The 18,976-nt window shown below is 38.1% G+C and carries 14 protein-coding genes and 1 tRNA gene; 8 read left to right on the top strand and 7 right to left on the bottom strand.

Going from position 1 to position 18,976, the window contains the following annotated elements; translation table 11 throughout:
* Positions 1-3: 3 nt before the first annotated feature.
* Both HXW87_RS10915 and HXW87_RS10910 read left to right on the top strand, forming a co-directional pair.
* Positions 4-1,608, top strand: a complete 1,605-nt coding sequence (locus tag HXW87_RS10915) for a hypothetical protein (RefSeq protein WP_181124912.1) — start codon at positions 4-6, stop codon at positions 1,606-1,608.
* Between the two features lie 1,126 nt (positions 1,609-2,734).
* Positions 2,735-3,088, top strand: coding sequence for a hypothetical protein (locus HXW87_RS10910; protein ID WP_181124913.1), 354 nt, complete (start codon positions 2,735-2,737; stop codon positions 3,086-3,088).
* A gap of 12 nt (positions 3,089-3,100) precedes the next feature.
* On the opposite strand, the gene HXW87_RS10905 is transcribed toward HXW87_RS10910, so the two are convergent.
* From HXW87_RS10905 to HXW87_RS10885, 5 genes are all read right to left on the bottom strand, one after another.
* Complete coding sequence (locus tag HXW87_RS10905) at positions 3,101-4,762, bottom strand: hypothetical protein (protein WP_181124914.1); 1,662 nt, start codon at positions 4,760-4,762, stop codon at positions 3,101-3,103.
* Between the two features lie 89 nt (positions 4,763-4,851).
* Complete coding sequence (locus tag HXW87_RS10900; RefSeq protein ID WP_181124915.1) at positions 4,852-6,909, bottom strand: hypothetical protein; 2,058 nt, start codon at positions 6,907-6,909, stop codon at positions 4,852-4,854.
* Positions 6,910-6,918: 9 nt separating this feature from the next.
* Positions 6,919-7,707 carry a hypothetical protein gene (locus tag HXW87_RS10895; RefSeq protein ID WP_181124916.1) on the bottom strand — a complete coding sequence of 263 codons (789 nt, stop codon included), beginning with the start codon at positions 7,705-7,707 and terminating at the stop codon, positions 6,919-6,921.
* Positions 7,704-8,117: a hypothetical protein gene (locus HXW87_RS10890; protein WP_181124917.1), complete on the bottom strand. Its 414-nt coding sequence runs from the start codon at positions 8,115-8,117 to the stop codon at positions 7,704-7,706. Before HXW87_RS10890 ends, HXW87_RS10895 begins: the two co-directional genes overlap by 4 nt.
* A 12-nt stretch (positions 8,118-8,129) precedes the next feature.
* Positions 8,130-8,642: a hypothetical protein gene (locus tag HXW87_RS10885; protein WP_181124918.1), complete on the bottom strand. Its 513-nt coding sequence runs from the start codon at positions 8,640-8,642 to the stop codon at positions 8,130-8,132.
* 704 nt (positions 8,643-9,346) lie between these two features.
* Here HXW87_RS10885 and HXW87_RS10880 point away from each other — a divergent pair.
* The 5 genes from HXW87_RS10880 to HXW87_RS10860 all read left to right on the top strand — a co-directional run bounded on the left by HXW87_RS10880 (position 9,347) and on the right by HXW87_RS10860 (position 16,785).
* Positions 9,347-9,703 (top strand): hypothetical protein, encoded by a 357-nt coding sequence (locus tag HXW87_RS10880; protein WP_181124919.1) that lies wholly within the window; start codon positions 9,347-9,349, stop codon positions 9,701-9,703.
* A complete protein-coding gene (locus HXW87_RS10875; protein ID WP_181124920.1) occupies positions 9,693-12,719 on the top strand; it encodes a hypothetical protein in 3,027 nt (1,008 codons plus the stop codon). The genes HXW87_RS10880 and HXW87_RS10875 overlap by 11 nt, the downstream gene beginning before the upstream one ends.
* A gap of 170 nt (positions 12,720-12,889) precedes the next feature.
* On the top strand, positions 12,890-15,061 hold the full coding sequence (locus tag HXW87_RS10870) for a hypothetical protein (protein ID WP_198834131.1): 2,172 nt from the start codon (positions 12,890-12,892) through the stop codon (positions 15,059-15,061).
* A gap of 285 nt (positions 15,062-15,346) precedes the next feature.
* Positions 15,347-15,778 carry a hypothetical protein gene (locus tag HXW87_RS10865; RefSeq protein ID WP_181124922.1) on the top strand — a complete coding sequence of 144 codons (432 nt, stop codon included), beginning with the start codon at positions 15,347-15,349 and terminating at the stop codon, positions 15,776-15,778.
* Positions 15,779-16,200: 422 nt separating this feature from the next.
* Entirely contained in the window at positions 16,201-16,785 is a 585-nt protein-coding gene (locus HXW87_RS10860) for a hypothetical protein (protein ID WP_181124923.1), read from the top strand.
* A 73-nt stretch (positions 16,786-16,858) separates the two neighbouring features.
* Here the strand turns inward: HXW87_RS10860 and HXW87_RS10855 are convergent, their stop codons facing one another.
* Positions 16,859-17,107, bottom strand: coding sequence for a hypothetical protein (locus tag HXW87_RS10855; RefSeq protein WP_181124924.1), 249 nt, complete (start codon positions 17,105-17,107; stop codon positions 16,859-16,861).
* A gap of 243 nt (positions 17,108-17,350) precedes the next feature.
* Here HXW87_RS10855 and HXW87_RS10850 point away from each other — a divergent pair, with 243 nt between their 5' ends.
* On the top strand, positions 17,351-18,298 hold the full coding sequence (locus HXW87_RS10850; RefSeq protein ID WP_181124925.1) for a hypothetical protein: 948 nt from the start codon (positions 17,351-17,353) through the stop codon (positions 18,296-18,298).
* A 507-nt stretch (positions 18,299-18,805) separates the two neighbouring features.
* Here the strand turns inward: HXW87_RS10850 and HXW87_RS10845 are convergent.
* A tRNA-Ser gene (locus HXW87_RS10845) sits at positions 18,806-18,895 on the bottom strand.
* Between the last annotated feature and the right edge of the window lie 81 nt (positions 18,896-18,976).

Here is an 18,976-nt window from a genome sequence, read left to right as displayed (position 1 = left end):
GTCATGGCTAGAGAAAAGAAAAATAAAGGGGCAAGGGACGATTTCAAACCAGCTTTGAAAAGGTTGCTGAGAGATAATTGTGGTGGTGTTTGTTCAAACCCCGAATGCAGAGCGTACACGTTTGGGGCAAGTGAAGAAGATAAAGGCAGTTTCTCAAGCATTGGTGTAGCGGCACATATCACGGCAGCGGCTAGTGGGCCGGGTGCAAGGCGCTATGACCCGGCCATGACTACAGAGGAACGCATGTCATTGTCCAACGGCATTTGGCTGTGTCAGTCGTGTTCAAAGCTCATTGATACAGACGAAGTGCGCTACCCCGTCGAGCTGCTACACAAATGGAAGCGTGAGGCTGAAAGCAGGTCAACAAAACTCATTGGTAAACCTTCCTTTGGCCCTGCTGAAGTGCACAACAAGCTTGTAGAGGCTGTGGCCGGGGCTTCACAGATTTTCTATACCGGAGCTGGGGATTTCACGAAGGTTCCTTTGGCTGGCTTCGTGGCCGGGTACGAAAACTATCTGAGCCAGCTTGACCCCCGCTTTGAAGTGAAGACGGTGGCTACTGGTAGCAACGTTAGGCATGAAGTGCGTGTAAGACCCGGACAAATCGGGAAGGTTGATATTGTCTTCACTGACCCGGAAGAAGCGGAATTAGCTAATCAAGGGTGGGAACGGTTTCTAGAAACAGGCGAACATTTCGAGATAAACACCAAAAGCTTTGAGTTCAAAGGTTCTGCTTTATTCGAATTAATGAATGTAACCGGCCATGAAGGGACATTTACATTAGAACCACATAAAAACATAACCCCAGCTTCTTTATATCTGAAATCGTTAGAGCATGACAAAGAATTTGAAATAGCTTCTTTTGACGCTGAGCATTACAGCTTCGGAGATAATCTTTTTATAAACGGTGAATGTCTTGGCGGACTAATCAGCTTCAAAATGACATACAACGCCAAAACACTAAAAGTTACATTCAACTACCTTTTCAACCACGAAAAATGGCTAGGCCAGCCAATTATGAATTTGCCTAATTTGCCCAAGCTCCAGAAAATGGCAAATTTTCTGGTCAATGACAGCAAGTCAAAAATGGTGGTTGAGTTTAATTTAAGCGGAAATGTTCTAATGTTTGGGGAAGATATAGAACAAGACCTTACGCAACTCTATAATCATATAATCTACGTAGTAGATATAATGAATCAAGCCAAGGTTTTGGCAAAGCACATTGACGAAAATCTAAAAATTATCAGCTTTGACATTTCACAAAGAGACGAAAGACTAATTAAGATTTATTATAAAATAGTTACAGACGGATTTACAATAAACGAAAAGAAAGGCAAAGAGCTATTTACTGTTCACAATCCAACCGTCTCAGAAAAACAATTAACAGACATGAATACTAATGGTTTTACTTCATATCTAAAAACTAAAAACCATATCGGTGCGAATTTCAATTTCTTTGGTAATGACGTATCACCTCCAGAGTTTCAATCGGTGATAACTGGTTTTGAAGCTGCGTTTTTCACAGACATTACGGACGGTGAAAGGATTGACGCGCTAAAGCTGTATGCGGTCGAAGGCTCTACAACTGTGCATAGCCTTGACGATTAGTGTGTCACTGCGTGGCATGTCTGGTTCTGCCCTTAACAGGGCATTGAGCCTGTGTGCCCGTGAATGCCCGTGCCTGCCCTTAACAGGGCATTGAGCCTGTGTGCCCGTGAATGCCCGTGCCTGCCCTTAACAGGGCATTGAGCCTGTGTGCCCGTGAATGCCCGTGCCTGCCCTTAACAGGGCATTGAGCCTGTGTGCCCGTGAATGCCCGTGCCTGCCCTTAACAGGGCATTGAGCCTGTGTGCCCGTGAATGCCCGTGCCTGCCCTTAACAGGGCATTGAGCCTGTGTGCCCGTGAATGCCCGTGCCTGCCCTTAACAGGGCATTGAGCCTGTGTGCCCGTGAATGCCCGTGCCTGCCCTTAACAGGGCATTGAGCCTGTGTGCCCGTGAATGCCCGTGCCTGCCCTTAACAGGGCATTGAGCCTGTGTGCCCGTGAATGCCCGTGCCTGCCCTTAACAGGGCATTGAGCCTGTGTGCCCGTGAATGCCCGTGCCTGCCCTTAACAGGGCATTGAGCCTGTGTGCCCGTGAATGCCCGTGCCTGCCCTTAACAGGGCATTGAGCCTGTGTGCCCGTGAATGCCCGTGCCTGCCCTTAACAGGGCATTGAGCCTGTGTGCCCGTGAATGCCCGTGCCTGCCCTTAACAGGGCATTGAGCCTGTGTGCCCGTGAATGCCCGTGCCTGCCCTTAACAGGGCATTGAGCCTGTGTGCCCGTGAATGCCCGTGCCTGCCCTTAACAGGGCATTGAGCCTGTGTGCCCGTGAATGCCCGTGCCTGCCCTTAACAGGGCATTGAGCCTGTGTGCCCGTGAATGCCCGTGCCTGCCCTTAACAGGGCATTGAGCCTGTGTGCCCGTGAATGCCCGTGCCTGCCCTTAACAGGGCATTGAGCCTGTGTGCCCGTGAATGCCCGTGCCTGCCCTTAACAGGGCATTGAGCCTGTGTGCCCGGTCGAGACGGCCAGTTGTGTTAACATAGTTGCTCGCTACGCACTTGCGCAGCACACAAACACTTTCCAAAGTGATTTTATGCCGCTCCTATGGGGTGGCTTTTTTTTTGTTTGAAATTTGACTAAAAACAATGGCGATATAATATGTAAGTACATAACAATAAAAAGGAAGAAATGAATCAACGTGAACTATTAGAGAAAATCTACAGCGACATTATAAAAATAAAAGGCGTAATTGAAACCGATTACGGGCGAGACTTGGAATTAAAATATCTAGAAGAAATAAAGCAAGACGGTTTTCAAATAACGAAAAAAGAAATAAACAAAGAATATAGGACGACAATAGACAATCGAGTCAAGGCGGTTGAATACGACGACCTTATAGCGATTGTTTATACGTCCGAATTTCTTGGTGCTATTGTAGTCATGAGCGACGAAAGGGAAGAAATGGCGCTGTTCGGAATTCTCGAAACAGAAGCTTATTCAAAGATTCTACAGTTATTAGACGGATACAAAAAAAGCCCTTGAGGGCTTTTTTCTTTACCTTGGCTTCACGCCTGTTTTCTTTTTTAGAGCTTCCATTTGTTGCTTTGCAGTTTCTGACGCTTCTTTTGGCTTGTCGGTTTTTGCTTCTTCTGGAATCTTAGGTATAGCTACTTCTGGTGCCCTACCTGCCTTCACTTCTGCTTTTATTTCTTGAAGAACGTCATAAGCTTCTTTGAAATTCTTCTCCCCTTTGGCCGCTTCTCCAATATTCACAGCGTAATCTTTAGCCATAAATACGCCATTGATTTTCAAATTTGGTTCGTCTGTGAAAATCTGGTTCAATGTCATTTTGATTGAAGCTCTGTCTGTCTTCGTTTTCCCTTCGATTCCGTACAACACAAAACCGCCCTCTTTGCCGGGTACGATAAACATGTCATTAGGCAATTTTCTAATCTTATCTTCTGAAACAGTTTCTACCGGTTCGCTGTTTTTTGGTTCTGGTTTTGGTGTGTTGTCTACGACAAGTTTAAGAGCGTCTTTTTCTTTTAGATTTTCGACAGTTTGTTCGACTGGATTTTGTACTGTTTCAGCTATTGGCTTTTCGCTAGATATTCCACCTATCTTAAATTTGTTTTCAAGGTGTTCAAACCCTTTTGGGAAATGCACCTTAAGCCCTGCGTCTATTCCCTCACGCGCCATATTCAGAATATAATTCTCCGCATTGGCTGGTAAGCTAGTAAAAAATAATTCAGTCGCTCCGCTTTTCTTCAAAGCTAAAACCTGTGCTTTGTAAGCAATTGGATTATTCTCTTGAGATTGAGGCATAGCGAATGTGTTAGAAAATGATTTGTAGTGCCCCATAACAATCTCATGCTCTTGACCATTCTCAGATTTAACCACCTGTCTCAGTTCTTCACCTATAAGCGCTGACGAAGAAGAACCAAACCCGCGCCCCGCCTTGAGCATTTTGTTTCTGTTGTTGCCTACGATTAAATTATTGTCGTTCATGAAAGTCACGTATTCTTCATGAGCTTTTAAAAGAATGTCGTATTGTTGTTTGGATACAGGAAGCTTAAAGGGTTCGTTCTTCTGCTTTGCCTCATTAGCTAATGACTTGTATTCAGCGGCTGATTTTTGAGTCTGAATATAGCTCACACGCTCAGATAATCTTTCAAGTATTTCTAGCTTTTTCTCTACAGCTTTGGGTTTATCACTGTCTGTAATAGCATTTTCTTGTGTGTATTCTGGAACGATTGGCGCAGTGCTTGAGATAGAGCCAAGCTGTAAATTTTCAGGTCTATTCATGATAAACCCGGCGATTTGATTAATAGGCTCATTAGCGAATCTAGGATTGTTTTCAAATGCCTTTACGTCTTTCTCTAACAACTCTCTTGCTTCGGCGCTCTTAAAAGAATCTCTGAAATGCTTGAGATTGTCTTTCCCAAAAATCATTAATTTAGAAGAAGATTCTACAGCTTTTATTAATCCCTCCTGATATTTGGGTTTATTGAATAAATCGAATTCTGGTTTGTTTAGGTTTTGGCTTATGTATACAGCGGCTATTGCTGTGTCATTAACATGATTAGGGATAGAAAAGGGAAGACTCAAAGTCTCTGAGGATTTAGCTAAATTCAAATAGCTTTTGATTAACTGCTTTACTGCCGGTTTTAGTCTATCGTCTGTTTCATAAGAGAGCGGTTCGTTTATTATTGCCATATTTCTCCTTGTTTTTATTGTTTTTGGTTATGCGAAAAAAACTCTATCACATATAAATATTATAGTATATTTTACAGATAAATCAATTATCACAACTTGTTTCTTCTTGTCTTTATCTCGCGCTTGCGAATCAAGTATTCTTGCTTTTCTTCTACAGACATATTTTCGATTTTGAATATGTTTTTCAGATAAGCAGTTGTCTCTTTGTCATTCTCAAATCTATTTAACAAATAGTCTTTGTGCCTGATAAAATAATTCGTATCTAGATTAGCGATTTCTACGCCTTGCTTAGCGTAATAGGGAAGCATGACATAGACGTTTTCATAACTGAAAACTTCGTCCGCTTTCGTCAAATAAGGTTTGATACTGATTACTTTATTGTTCTTATCAACACATTGCTTCTTGAACGTCTCAAGATTATTATTGTGAGAACTCATAGCTTTTTGAATCCTATATGCTTCTAAAGCAGTTTCGTTTTCAGGCTTAATCATGTAGCCATTAAGTTTGATTGAATATTCACTGAAAATGTTCATGATTAGCTGTAAATCTGCTTTGTCCTTGCACTGCTTTACGTCTAGCTCCTTTACGCCTCTAGACATGAGGATTTCAGCTAGAGCCTTTATGTCTCGTTCTCTCGCGTTTCTGAGTATCACCGTGCCCTCTTTGGCATTGATTGAGAACGCCTTATGCTCGCTTGTGCCGTAATAATAAGAGTCACCGTCTTCACGGTACAGGTTAGAGAAATAACCGCGCTTGTGCTTCTTAAGGCGTGCTAGCCATTGCTCGATAGTCTCCCCTTTCTGAAGCTTTAGCTTGTTGGAACTGAACTCAGAATATGCGGCGTCTGCTTTGATACTGACGTTCAAAAGCTTGTTGTATTCGGCTTGACTTGAGAAATCCAAATTGAAATGTTTTGTTATTTCAATATTGAATGTTGAAACTGGAATATAGTATTTAGAATCACCTTTATGACCAATCTCAAACCCTTGAAAAACGCCTTTATTTGAAGACCATTTTGGTTGTACCTCTATGCCCAACGCTAAGAGTTGTTCAGCGAATTCAACATAGCTTTTTGCATTGGCATGTGTTGATTGAATATGCTTTCTCATATCCACTAAGTCTATTCCTTTTCGCTCAAATGCTTTATCGTTTTCAACCATGAATCTAATTTTCCTTTCAGCGTCTATATCACCAAGTATTTTGTGAGTGAAACTCTGTCCCTTATAATGAATTTTGCATTCTTTGATTCTAGTATTTACAACACCATATTTTCTATTTTCATGGTCTAAAGCTTTTCTAGTATTTTTGTAAATATACTCTATCCTTACTTCCGGGTGATTAAATTCTCCAATAGTTTTGAAGTCTTGATTGTTAATTATTTTAGCTACATTTGCTATATCAGTTTTTGTAAGTCGTTGCAAAGCTGCTTGGTTATCTGTGACAGAAGTTTTCAAATTTTTATGCTGATATAGCCCCGGATACCTTTCCTGCATTTTAGCCAAAGCGTACTGGTGTCTATCGTTGAAATTGTAGAGGTGTTCTAAATACTGCCCGTTTTTATCAAATCTTAAAATGAACAGGTGAACGTCAGTAAGGGGCTTATCTTGTTTGTATGCATGCGGCATAATTCCATAATAATAGTCTTTGGTTCCGACCATAATTTCCATAAACTCATGGGACAACTTAATAGCCGCCGAACGCTTTTGTTCAAATGTGACAGCACCAAAAGTATCTTTTAACTCTTTGTCAGTGTAATTGAAAAAAACTTGCTGCAATCCAACGTGATTAAAACGATTCATGTTGTTTTCTTCAAAGCATTTGTTTTCAAATGCCTTAGCGTCTCTGGCGAAATCGTTTGAAAAGATAACTGCTTTATTGTCGTATTCAGGGTAATCTAATTTTTTCCCTGAAAACTTTGGTGCTGGCTCTAAGAAAGGCATATTGTGTGCAAAACCCTGTATTCTCTCAGAATGTACAACTTCATTAAAAACTTCGGTGTTTCTTTTGGTCAATACATATTTAACGCTATCAACTGCTTTTTGATAAGCTGCATGCTCACGTTGAATGTCTGACATTGGTATCAATTCGCCGCCATGTGTTGCACTTGCGCCGGGGCCGTATTTAGCTGGTTCTACTCTCGAAATCATATCTTCCTTTTAGTTTGTTATTTTTGTAATTATGTAGCTATGTAGAGCGTTTATTCTGTTAGATAAATCACTTAGCGAACTATCTACACCAGTGTTTGATTTTTTAGCTATATGGTATTGTTTCACGCCGAAATTGCATGCTTGTTGAAGCTCGTTTATTTGTCTCAATAGCTCTTGATTATCTTCAAATGTATGCTTTTCAATTGTTAATTCCCTGAGCAAAAATGCCAGTTTTTGTTTTACTGGGGTTGAACTGTTGGAAGATATTTTGAAAAGCTCAAAAGCAGTATAATCACCAATAAATTTAATCTTCGTTCTATCATTGGTTTTATTTATTGCAGATTCATATTCAGCGACTAAAAGTGCATAACCTGAAAAGGCTTTCGAGCTAATTGCTTTTGCTCTGATTGTTGTTTTATTCCTTGGTGTTTCTGAGAATATTTTTAAGCGCTTATCAAGCTCATTTAGCATTGAAAGAGATTCTGATAGGTACGGTGCGCCTGATTTTTCGCGCTTCACTATGTCTCTAAATTGCTCTTTCCAATTTTTAGATTTTGAAGCTATTTCATGAATGTTTATCTCTTTGTCTTCTGGCTGTTCTTGCTCGTTTTCTGCTACTAGCGCTAAACGTCTTTTTCTCTTGCTTCTAATGTCTGCAATATCAATTGTATTTGTAGTTAACAGCACATTGCCTAAAGAGCTTCTGGAAGGAAGCTCTAAAAGTTTTGCAATTGAATCTAAGACTTTAGCAGTTTCTCTATTTGACCAAAAATCTAGTCTGCCATTTTTTGCGTTCATTCAGGCTTACCCTCTAATAAATCAGCATTGGTTTCATAGAGGTAGTGAAGCGCCAAGAAGTGGGCCGCGCCTAAAGACTTCTTGAGTTTATCGAACTCAGAAGACGTAGAATTTTTCACGATATTTGCAAGCTCTGACTGTGCGTCTGCAATCTTCTTATCAAGATTTTTAACGCTCTTGCTGTGAGCATTCATGATTGAATTAATTCTGTTGGTTTTTGCTTCGCCTGTAAGCTTTGTGTTCTCTAGAACCGGCTTCATTTTGGAAGGTAAAGCTTTTGAATGCTCTTCTTTTGCAGCTTCGCATTCTTTTATTACGTTGCTGAATCTAACGTAATCTCTTGTGCTTTTTGCTGCGTCTTTTGCGTTTTCTACTACTGAACTTAAAGCCGCTTCATAATTGTTTCTCATATATATTTCTCCTTATTTATTATTTTCTTGTTCGTTATTTTGCTCTTCGATATATTTCTTTTCTTCCTCTGTAAAACCTTCCAGCCTTTTATTTAAAAACCTCTGTAAATAAATCCCTATTGTTATCACGCACACAACATACATAGCACCTACAAGCAAGCCATATTCATAACCGATACTTGCGAGAGTAAACGCGGCAAACCAAAAGCTATTGCCGATTATAATACCTCTATATCGATCTTTTCTATCTGCGTTGTACTCTATGATTTCCTTTCTTATGGAATCCAAATCACCTTCAGAAATTAGAACTTTTGCGTCATGGGAAACACTTAACTTAATAAGCGCAAATGCTATTATAAAAATAGCTGCAACATATATATTATCTTCTTTAGCCGAACCGGGATAAGTAGCAGTTATCAGAACTACCAGAAATAGATAATCCAAGAAAAAAATATTGTAAAATTTTCTTATTGCTTTTGTTAACTCAGAACCAAGCTCTATAACTGACGATTCTTGACTATCCATAAATTCTCTATTGTTGTTATTTTAAAATTTACAACATTTAAAATATTTGTCAAATATGAAAGCAACAATGAATGATTTATTAATGAAAACTGGAAAATAATAAAATTGAAAATCTTGATAAAAGCGGAGCTTTGTTGGTCTGTGCGCGACGCCGCAAAGACCATATCTGGCGTAATAAGTAAGCTATATATTTAATCAGTATCTTAGCTTCCAGAATCGCGGCGTCAGGCGGTGGCGTCATTGCGCGGCGTCATGCCCTAAAAAATTGTGGCGTCATGCCGTGGCGTCATGTCTGAAATAAAAGCGGCGTCATGGATAGATTTGAAGAAACGTATTTGAATCAGAAACACCCTTTTTAGCTTCTGTTTCTAAGCCTCTATGCGTTCGCTTGGGCGCTCTGTCTTTCGCGCTTGAATCAGTGCTTACCTTTTGATTTTGAACGGCTGTGTTGAGCTTGTAGAAGCTTTGAGAAAGTCATGAGTGTTTTTGACTTTTAAGAGCTTCTGGAATGCCAATACTTGGCATAGGTTTTTTCAGAAATAAATAATATTATAGTAGTGAAGTTGATTTAATTATTTTTTGTTATATAGTGATAATTAACAAACAATAAAAACAAAAATAAAATGGCGAAGACAAAGAAAACAAAATATAGATTCTTTAAACCAAACAGCGCTGTACGAAGTAAGAAATTTGATAGATTCGCAATGAGTGAAAAGTTTCACTTTACTCTAACATTGTCCACTATGGCTTTCGGCCTATCTCTCTATCTTATATTTAGTTCGCCAATTCAAATAACATTAATGAGTATGGCTTCATTTGCGCTTGTATTTTATTCCTCAGTCAAAAAAAGAGAATATTCAAAGGCGGTTAAAAACGAGCAAGCGAACGAGTATGAGATAGCCGCTAGAAAGTCTATCAACAAAAGAATAAACAAAGAAATTGGTGGAGAAGAGTTAGAGATTGGCGAAAAAGAAGACAGAAGAAAAAGAGAAGAAATTCTCAGGCTAAAAATATTGGAAAAAAGTAAAGCTAGAAATGAGGGAAATAATAATGAAATTTAATTTCCTCAAGTTTTTTTTCATAGCCTTAATCGCTATATCGCCCCTCGCCTCTTACGCTGACGGTGTTGATAATTCAGCGACCACTGTTGAATGTGCGCAGGAAACGTTTACAGGCGAAGACGGAAGCAACAGCGTAGTAACAGCAAAGTCAGGAATAGCTTGTAAGCAAGACATAGTTAAAAATGCAATGAAAGAGGCTATAGGTACTTCTTCAGAACCTAAAGAAGACGGCATTATGTTTATCGTCATAAGCCATTTGTGGTATCTGTTTGTTGTAGTTGCAATGTTTTTTCTATGGCCTGTTATCAAATCAATTTACAAATTAGCTAACTATAACGACAAAGACGAAGAACTTAGCGAAGTACAATATAGAGAAAAATATTTCAACCAAATGAAATCAAGCTCAATAGGCTTATTCGTTGCTTTAACAATTGTCCACCCATACGCATGGTACAAATATGTAAACGTGACAATGGACACTGGCATATATACTCAGAACCTTTTATTCAGAACTCAAATAGCAAATGCTGAAAGGGTTTTATTAAATCCAAAAAATACAGATATGAAAGACGACGTTGTTAGCGCGGTATTTTCTGGCGTTGCTTATTTGAGCGCTGCTGTAAGTGAAGAAATGACAAGAAGAAATACAAATCGTAAGGCGTACATAAAGCTAGAAAAAGACACAACAGACAATTGCTTCATTCTATGCAACACAATAGATTTATCTCTTGACGATTTTTTACAGAGAATCAATTCATGCGACAGAATTGAACCTGAATATAATTTAGTAAATAATTTCAACACTGAGCTTTCTTACTTAGACGTTGTTTGGACAAAGCAAAACAAATCAATACTTATGAAGCATTCTTCTAAATGCGACTCAGATTTTAAATACAAAGAAGAAAACTATGGATACGCAAAATCAACAATGCGAATTGATTTCGAAATACTTAATCCTGCCAACAAATCTTATTTGAACAACAACTATAAGAATAATATTTTCACGGTAAAGCTGTTGCAGGACGAAGCAACAAAGCAGCCTCCAGCAATAGCTAAGACAACTTTTACTTCCTCTTCAAGCGCAACAGCAGCAAAGCGATTTGCTCAAGTCAATAGCGGAAAATCTCCCGACTATTTAGCAGGTGTAGACAGCAGTTTCGTAGAGCAAGAATCTAAAGCCGCTTACTCATGGGCATTAGGAATTATAAACTCACAAGCTGATTTCTTCAAAGATAAGCCTGACGCTGCTTTAATCAGCTTTATAGAGATAATAAATGAACGCGCTGGCGGTTATGACGGAAAGAATAGAGAAGGTAGAAACGAAATAGAAGTATTCAGAGAAGAAGCAAGGATAGCAGCAAATGAGCTAATTAAATTAGAATGTGCAATGCCTAACGAAGCAATAGAGCGAGTAGTAAACGCTGTCAATTCAAACGGCATGGTTCCGTATGTAGACTCAACAGTAAAACAAATTACTGACTCTTTCTTGAACAGCCCACTAAAATGCTCAAAATTTACAGCTTCAGGCTTAGAAGTCACAACCAGTTATACAGAGCAAGATAGAGACAGAAGCTTCAAGATTGTACAGGATTTCTTAATCAAAAGAATCGGCTACACACTAACAATCAAACAAATAATAAGAATGGCAAAAGGCATGTTCTACAAGGATTTCAAAAAGTCTTTTCATGCAAGTAAATTTGCGAATTTGGGCGCATTTGGTCAAGTCCCACAATTATTTGCAAATATGGACACTGGAAAAGTAGCCAGCCTTCTAGCTGATTCAGAAACCATTGAAACAAGATATAACATTAAAGTAGACCCTTCAAAGAAAGCAGATTACGTAGATTACGAAATTTCTGAGGGCGAGAAGAAAAATGAAAACAGCAAAGACGCAAACACTAATGACTATATAAGACTCTTTGACTATGTAGACACAGGAATCGCCACAATAACAAAAAACCCTGCGGCAGTAGTCGGATATAAAATTTCTGACGACAATAATTTTACGCTTGACGATTTTCTAAAATACTTCCAAGAAAAAATTAGATTCTGTACACCTAATATGAACTTGGCTTGGGGCCTTCAAGGTGGCTGCAACATTTATGATTTTGTGACTGAATGCGCTTGGTCAAATAAAATTTGCTGGTCCAAAGAAAATCTATTGCCGTTTTTCTTCGTAGGCTCACTAGAAGCAACAATCACGCTTTTATCAACTGGTACTGTACTACAAGTAATTAGCGCTGCTGGTAGTCAATTCCTTGGTGGTTCTGGTGATTTAATCGGTGCAATTTCTGGCAGTGGCGGCTTGAGCGACATAGCAAAGACGCTTGGCTTTCTATTTGAGAGACTCATTGAACCGATTCTAGTGCTTATAGGAGTAATAGCTAAAGCGTTTTTCAGCTTATCTCTATTGAATTTCTTAGCATTCAGCACATGCTTTTATCTTATATACTACATGCTAAGAAAGCTTTTAGTTCTATTTATTGAAGTATTCCTACAACCGCTAACATTTTTCTTTCAAGCTTTATATTCTGGCATGAGAGGCGATTACAAAGCTTACGAAAGCGCATTACTATTCTTCACAAATATAATTTGCCAATTTGCTTTGTTAGGTTCATTCATAGAAATTATCAGTCAATTCGTTAATCTTCTAGCTCCAATCATGATAAGTGGATTCTTTGAAGTGACATTAACTGTCAGAGCGAAATTTGATATGTTGACACAAATAATATTTGAGCTAGTAGGATACGCAATCATATCTCTACTAATGACGGTTATTGTCGCTACTGCTGCTTATCTGTACGAAAGACTAAGCTTGTCATTACAGAGTATATTCAAGCAACAGGCATACGAGAAGGACGGTAATTTTATGGCTGTGACAGCTATGGTTGCTACTGGTACAGCAACAGCAGCGCAGCTTTCACAGCTTACAGACGCAGTTGTTAAGGCTTCTGCAACTCAAGCTAAAAGAATGGCCGCACGCGACAGAAGAAAATCTGATAGCAAGACAGATTAATTGTCTTGCTATCATTGTAATGAAATTAATTTGTACTATAATATAATAATAACATACAGAAAAACATGATAAATAAAATAATATTTAGTTTGGCTCTGCTTATTTTTAGCAATTTCTCTTTTGCAGATAATGCCGCTAGCGAAGCGCAATCGAAGATACAAAATTGCAGCATGTATGTAAATGAATATGCAGCAGTTGTGAGCGGCCAACTGAAAATGCCTAGCAGCAATGCTGCTAAACAATGTATTTCGGATTCAATTAAAAAATCTCCACAGTATTTGTTTGTTTCTATTTTTATTAATCAGGTAGGCGCTGACGTTGCTCTAGAGTGGGCAACTGAAAACAAATTAGCTGAGAATTTTTCTTCAAATACTCCTGAAATGCCAAAAAACGGCACCTTTATAGAGAAGATACTATTCTATGTTTTTTGGTTCTCGCTTTTAACTTTGGGAATTTCAATTGCTAGAGGAATTCTTGATTACCTAAAAACAGATAAAGCTAGCTTAACTGGTTCATTTAAAACTACTGCTCAGGCATTTGTTATTATGGTGCTTCTAATTCCATTTGGCACGCAAAGCATATTTGCAATAGCGCTAGGTTGGTTTTTTGGAATGCTCATATACGTGTTGTATTTATGCGTTTTTCTAGTCACACCAATTTTCACTTCTGTATTTATGCCGTCAGATATAGAGCATGATTATTCAAAAGAGACAATTGAGACTAGTAAAAGTCTAGTAGCTGAGGACTTATTAAATCTTCTAAAAATAAAGACTGCTGAATTCAATCTTAAAAGCGCTGACGTAGCCTACAACATAGAAACAGATATTACCGGAAAAATACTAGCTGATTCAGTACAGAACACTCTAGATTGCTACTCTATTAATTCTGACCCGTATTATGAAAATGGCAAGCTTAGACTACCTAAAAGCGCGCAGAACGCTAGGTGCTACGCAGCATTAACAAATAATGCGTACTTCCAAAATTTTGGCTCAATCTCGGTTGATTACAAAGACAGAAGCAAAACTGCATTTTGGATTGATAAAGAAAATGACATAGAAGCGCTTCAAGAAGAAGAAAGAAGGTACGCATGCGTAATTAGATTGAGTTCACTCAATAAGGAAGCTAAAAATCTCGACTGCATAGACTATAGGAATAATGAAGTCGTAAGAGAAGGCATATATGCAAAAATGATTACTGAATCACTGTCTTATGAAGAGCTTGAATCAAGAAAACTAGCATTGATAGAAAGTAGATACCAAGACGTTAACACTCAAGTTAAAACGGAAACAGCGATAACATACGAAGAAGTAGCTAGAAAACAGCTTCCTGTAATTATAAATGGTGGTATAGCTTCTCTTTACTTCGCATACGCAAAAGCTGCTGAGTTCAGTTTAAAGCCTGACACCTATATAGATTATTTCAGAAATAACAAAATTACGTTCAACGGATACGCAGAATCAAAATCTAATTCTGAATTGTTCTTGAGTGGGAAAAGCAGTGCTAACGTACAGAGCTTATTGGTTCCGATTGAAAAACCAGAATTTTATGTCGTTTCAAATTCAAATCCCTACAAGCAAAGCTCATACATAGACAATTTAATACCTAGTTCTACCTTCAATTGTAAAAATGGAATTTCAAATTGTTCAGGAATCAAAGAAGTTAACATTGTTGATATTGAGAAGAAAGCAGCAATGTTATTCAGCGGCGTTTCAAAAACATATTTCGTACTTAACGAAACCAAAAAAGCGTTTTCAATCAACAACCAGATACTTTCTATTGTTACTATGGTTTTAGGTTTCATAATGAAGCTAACGCTGACTGTTGTTGCATGCACCACTTACCTTATGTTTTTAATTCTTTCATTGAAATCTTTCAGCTTGTTTGCTTTTCTTATTTTGATTTCATTCGATTTTATAGTTGTGCTAATAAGATATTTGGCTTCGCTCGGCTGGAACACAAAGACAAATGCAGCACACCAAATTAAAGAATTAATGTTCAATGCTGTAATTGAACCCGTGTTGTTCGTAGCTGCCTACGTTTTCTGTTTCTGGTGTTCCATATCAGTAGTGAGCTTAGCTATATACACACTCAATCTTGAATTTACGAATGTCATGCAGACGCTTGTAACATTAAGAATCGACAGCATTACAAATCTTTGCATATTATTAGTGTGCTTAGTGATAATAGCTATAGCGCCCGGATTTATTGCAAAATGGGCTGTTAAATACACGTTAAAAGGATTAAACGTTAGGCCATTAGACGAAATAGATAATGAAATAGAAGGATTTTATGGCGAAGGTAAAAATTACGCTTCAAAATTCATGAGAAAATTAGTCGGATAAACTTGCAAAGCAATTTAATTGTGGTATATTTTATATTACTAATATAAAGGTAAATTAAAATGAAAAGCACAAAGGAGAAAGTCATAGACGGGCTAGGCCCAATAGTAATATTTTCTATTATGTATATGCTAGTCGGAAAGGTTGTTATCTACCTGAACATTTTCACCCACATGACTGATAGCCTATTTTGGGCTGCTGTTGTGCTTGCGGTCATAGGCACTGCGCTGTTCTATATCGTTCTAGATAGAATCGCTAAATTCGTATTCAAAAAAAGGAGAGTTTGATATGAGAGACTTGAAGACATTTATTGCAGCTACATTGTTAACAGCTTCGTTTGCTTCAAATGCTGCACAGACAATTGAAGACGATAAATTTGTGCCTATAAATCCTGAGCTAGACGCGAAAGAAATTTCAGGCACATATCTAATAGACTTTGAGGGTAAAAGCTATACAGGTCATATCGACCAATACGGCGTCCAAATGGGCTACCCTTTTCAAATTTACAAATTAGAGAAATCAGGGGATACAACTAGCCTTTTTATCACTGAATCGAGTAGGCCGCTTACCAAAGCAAATCCTGACGACACATGCAAAATCGCAATCCAGAAGGAATACAATGGATATTGCTTTCATATCTTGAAAGTCGTGGCAAAAAGCAACAATAAGTTCGATTTTATCGACAGAGGCAGAACACTTACAGCGACTAGAACACAATGAATATTATAGTAAGTGTAGAAAACCGCTTTCCATGGCGGTTTTTTTTCGCCTTGGTTTTCGTCGGGCCGGATTTGTTTAGGGTTCGTTTCAGCGAAGCGTAAGAAATGAGCGCTGAACAAATGTGGCAATCATGGCTTCTACCCTATCGACTCGCGTATCGACTCGCGTATCTACTCCACAATGTGCGAAAAATACCCTTTTTATCTAACGAAAAAACTCAAAAATCTAATTTACGATTTCTACACGCATTTAAAAATCTTAATTTTGATTATCTACTCCACAAAAAATGTGAAAAACACCACAAATACAAAATAAAATCGAAATATATTCTCCAGCGCATTTACTTTTACAAAATACAATGATATTGTAGAAATAGGTTTGAAATTAATCAAACTCACTTCATAAGCAAAAAGAGGATAATTATGAAAAAACAAGAAAATGAAATAGAAAATAAAAATGTAGATTTGACTGACGCAGAATTTGAAAACCTTTCAAAAGCCTCTGAGCCACCAAAGCCAAAGCAGTTAACGAACAGCCAAGCAATAATGGGGATTTTAAGAAATTTCCCTATTCCATTGACGCTGTTTTTGTTTGTGCCATTGAGTCTTATCGCAAGCCTAAAGTTTGACAGCATGAATATTGTGCTAATCCTTACGATAAACTTGGTGATTCTGGCAATGTTTGGTGTATATGCGGCAGTCGCTAAACACTTCAAGCACCTCAAGCACTACTATTATTCACAGTTAATCGCTGCGGCTTTTATGTTTGTGATAAATTATTGCTTCGTACCAATCGACAAAATACATGCTGCATTCGCTGCGACATTTTTCATAGCAATTGCAGTGCCGTTCTTGTCACTCAAGCTATTCTTATACGCAACAAATAAAGCTGAACAGTCAATTAACAAAGCGTTAGAAAATAACAAATCAAGAAATAATCTTATTTTCTTTAGCTTTTTTGCTCTTTGCTTGTCAATTATCGCTTCATTCATATATTTTACAAGCTGATTAGAAATACGCTCTAAAAACGCCATTACCTGCACGTTGCAGGTTTTGTTGTTTCTGAACCTCCGATTCTGGTTTATCCCATGTAAAATATTATAGTATTTTTTCTGGGCGGCATTCTGCCGTTTGGGTTGTTTTTCTTATGAGCCGTAAGTAGGGTTTTTAGGCTGTTATTTTTGTCGCTCATGCAATTTAACGTCAGAACGAATTTAAGCGCTGTAAACGCCTCTGAGAACGTCAAACCTGACGTTCTGCCCTGCCCGTCTGCTCTTTCAAGCGCGAAGCGCACCAGAATGGTGTGTGCTTTTGATTTTGCCTCAAACATGTAAATCCTTTAGGAATAATGTGAAATTGTAATTTCACCTTTCTTAATCTTTTACTTATTTAAATACTTATTTATATATATATATAGAAAGGCCGCGTTTTAGTCCTGAAAAGGCCGCGCTTTAGTCTTATCAAAGGCCGCGTTTTAGTCACACATTTTCAACATAAAAAATAAAAGGCCGGTAAATTTGACATTTTCTAAATTCGTGAGAAGATTTTTATACAAACAATAAAAAGGTAGAGCATGAAAACTACAGACAAATACGAATTTTCAAAAGAAAAAGAATACGGCTTAACGCATATTTATACTGCTACAAACGTAATACCTATTGTTAAGACTTTCATGAATCTGGCGCTATTTGCAAAAAAAAGGGGCGAAGAAAAAACAAAAACCAAAAAAATACAACTAGGAGACCTAAAAGATTTTCATATAGAAATGGTTAGATTTTCTTATTTCGACTACAAAGTCTTCTTAGCTATACTAAAGCTAATAGACAATAACGAAGAAATAAATGTAGATAGTTTTGGCGATTACGTACAAACATTTTCTGTAGACGAAGTTTACAAATTGATAGGACTAAAACCCGGCCTTTGTAGAAAGTCTGAAAAGAGAAAAGAGATAATATCCACTCTAAACATAATTTCAGAAATGACATTTGTCAAAACAAAGAATGGTTCAATAACCAGAACAAAACCATTTTATGAGTTAACGATACACAACCAACAAACAGAAGAAAACTATGATTTTGAATTCAAAGAATTTGATTTCAAGATTAGTTTTGAATTTGTTTACTCTGTAAGGAAAGAAAGCAAAGAGCTTAACTTTATAGGAATGGTTGCCATGGCAAAATTTAATTTACTTGGCCCAGTGGCAGCCAATGCTTACATACAAATGCTTGCTAACAGCGGCTATACACGCATGTATTTCAATGAAATGATAGAAAGACTCTGCTTAGAGTCATACACTAAAAAAACGCACCAAAATGAACAGATATACAGAGCCTTCACGAAACTAGAAGAAAGTGGATTAATAAAGAAAGGCTGGACCGTACATAAAGTAAGCAACATACCTAAATTTATAGAATACGAATTAATCAAAGAAAAGAAAAAAGCTTTAGAAGTAAATTCAAATGAATGTGAAGAATCAAAAGCGTTCAATATTATTTTTAGAAAAGATTTGACTTTGGTTTGAATTAATGTAATTTAAATTATATGCAATGCGATTGCATATTTTTATTGTTTTGTGATTTACCCTTTTTAAACCGCCCTTTGCAGGCGGTTTTTTTGCGTCTGCGTTTTCAAGGTTCAAGTAGTTAAAAGAGTTTGCGCACAGCCGCTAAGCACCACGCTGGAAGCCTCACAGAGCTTTCAGCGCATGACTACCCGTAGTTAAAGAGCTTGTGCATGGATTGGGACGATACAGGCTCTCAGAACGGCATAGGCTACTGTCCGCACCTACGCGCCTGTCAGTGCCCGTCTTTGCCTCTGAATGCCCGCGTGTGCCCCTTAACGGGCACGGGCCTAGGAACGTCTCTAAGGTAGTCTCATGGCAGGACTAAACCACGACTTTGAGAAAAAAATGAGCAAAAAAAAACGAGCTTCTGGATTTTCAACGCTCTAGAACTAGTCCAGAAAGTTGGTCCAAAAACTCGTTTTCTCGCCCCTCATAAATGCTTGTTTTATAAGGGATTTCTATGTATGGCGGAGAGATAGGGATTCGAACCCTAGGTACCGGTGAAGGTACAACGGATTTCGAATCCGTCCCATTCGGCCACTCTGGCATCTCTCCAACGGCGCGCATCATAACAACACTTCTGCCGAAAGCAAACCCTCTTTCGAAAATTTTCTCCGTGCTATCAGATGCTTGCGT

This window comes from Pseudomonas sp. Y5-11 (assembly GCF_022368695.1).
GTDB lineage: Bacteria > Pseudomonadota > Gammaproteobacteria > Pseudomonadales > Pseudomonadaceae > Aquipseudomonas > Aquipseudomonas parakoreensis.
Note: the sequence above shows the minus strand (reverse complement) of the source record. Positions and strands in the feature narration are given on the sequence as shown.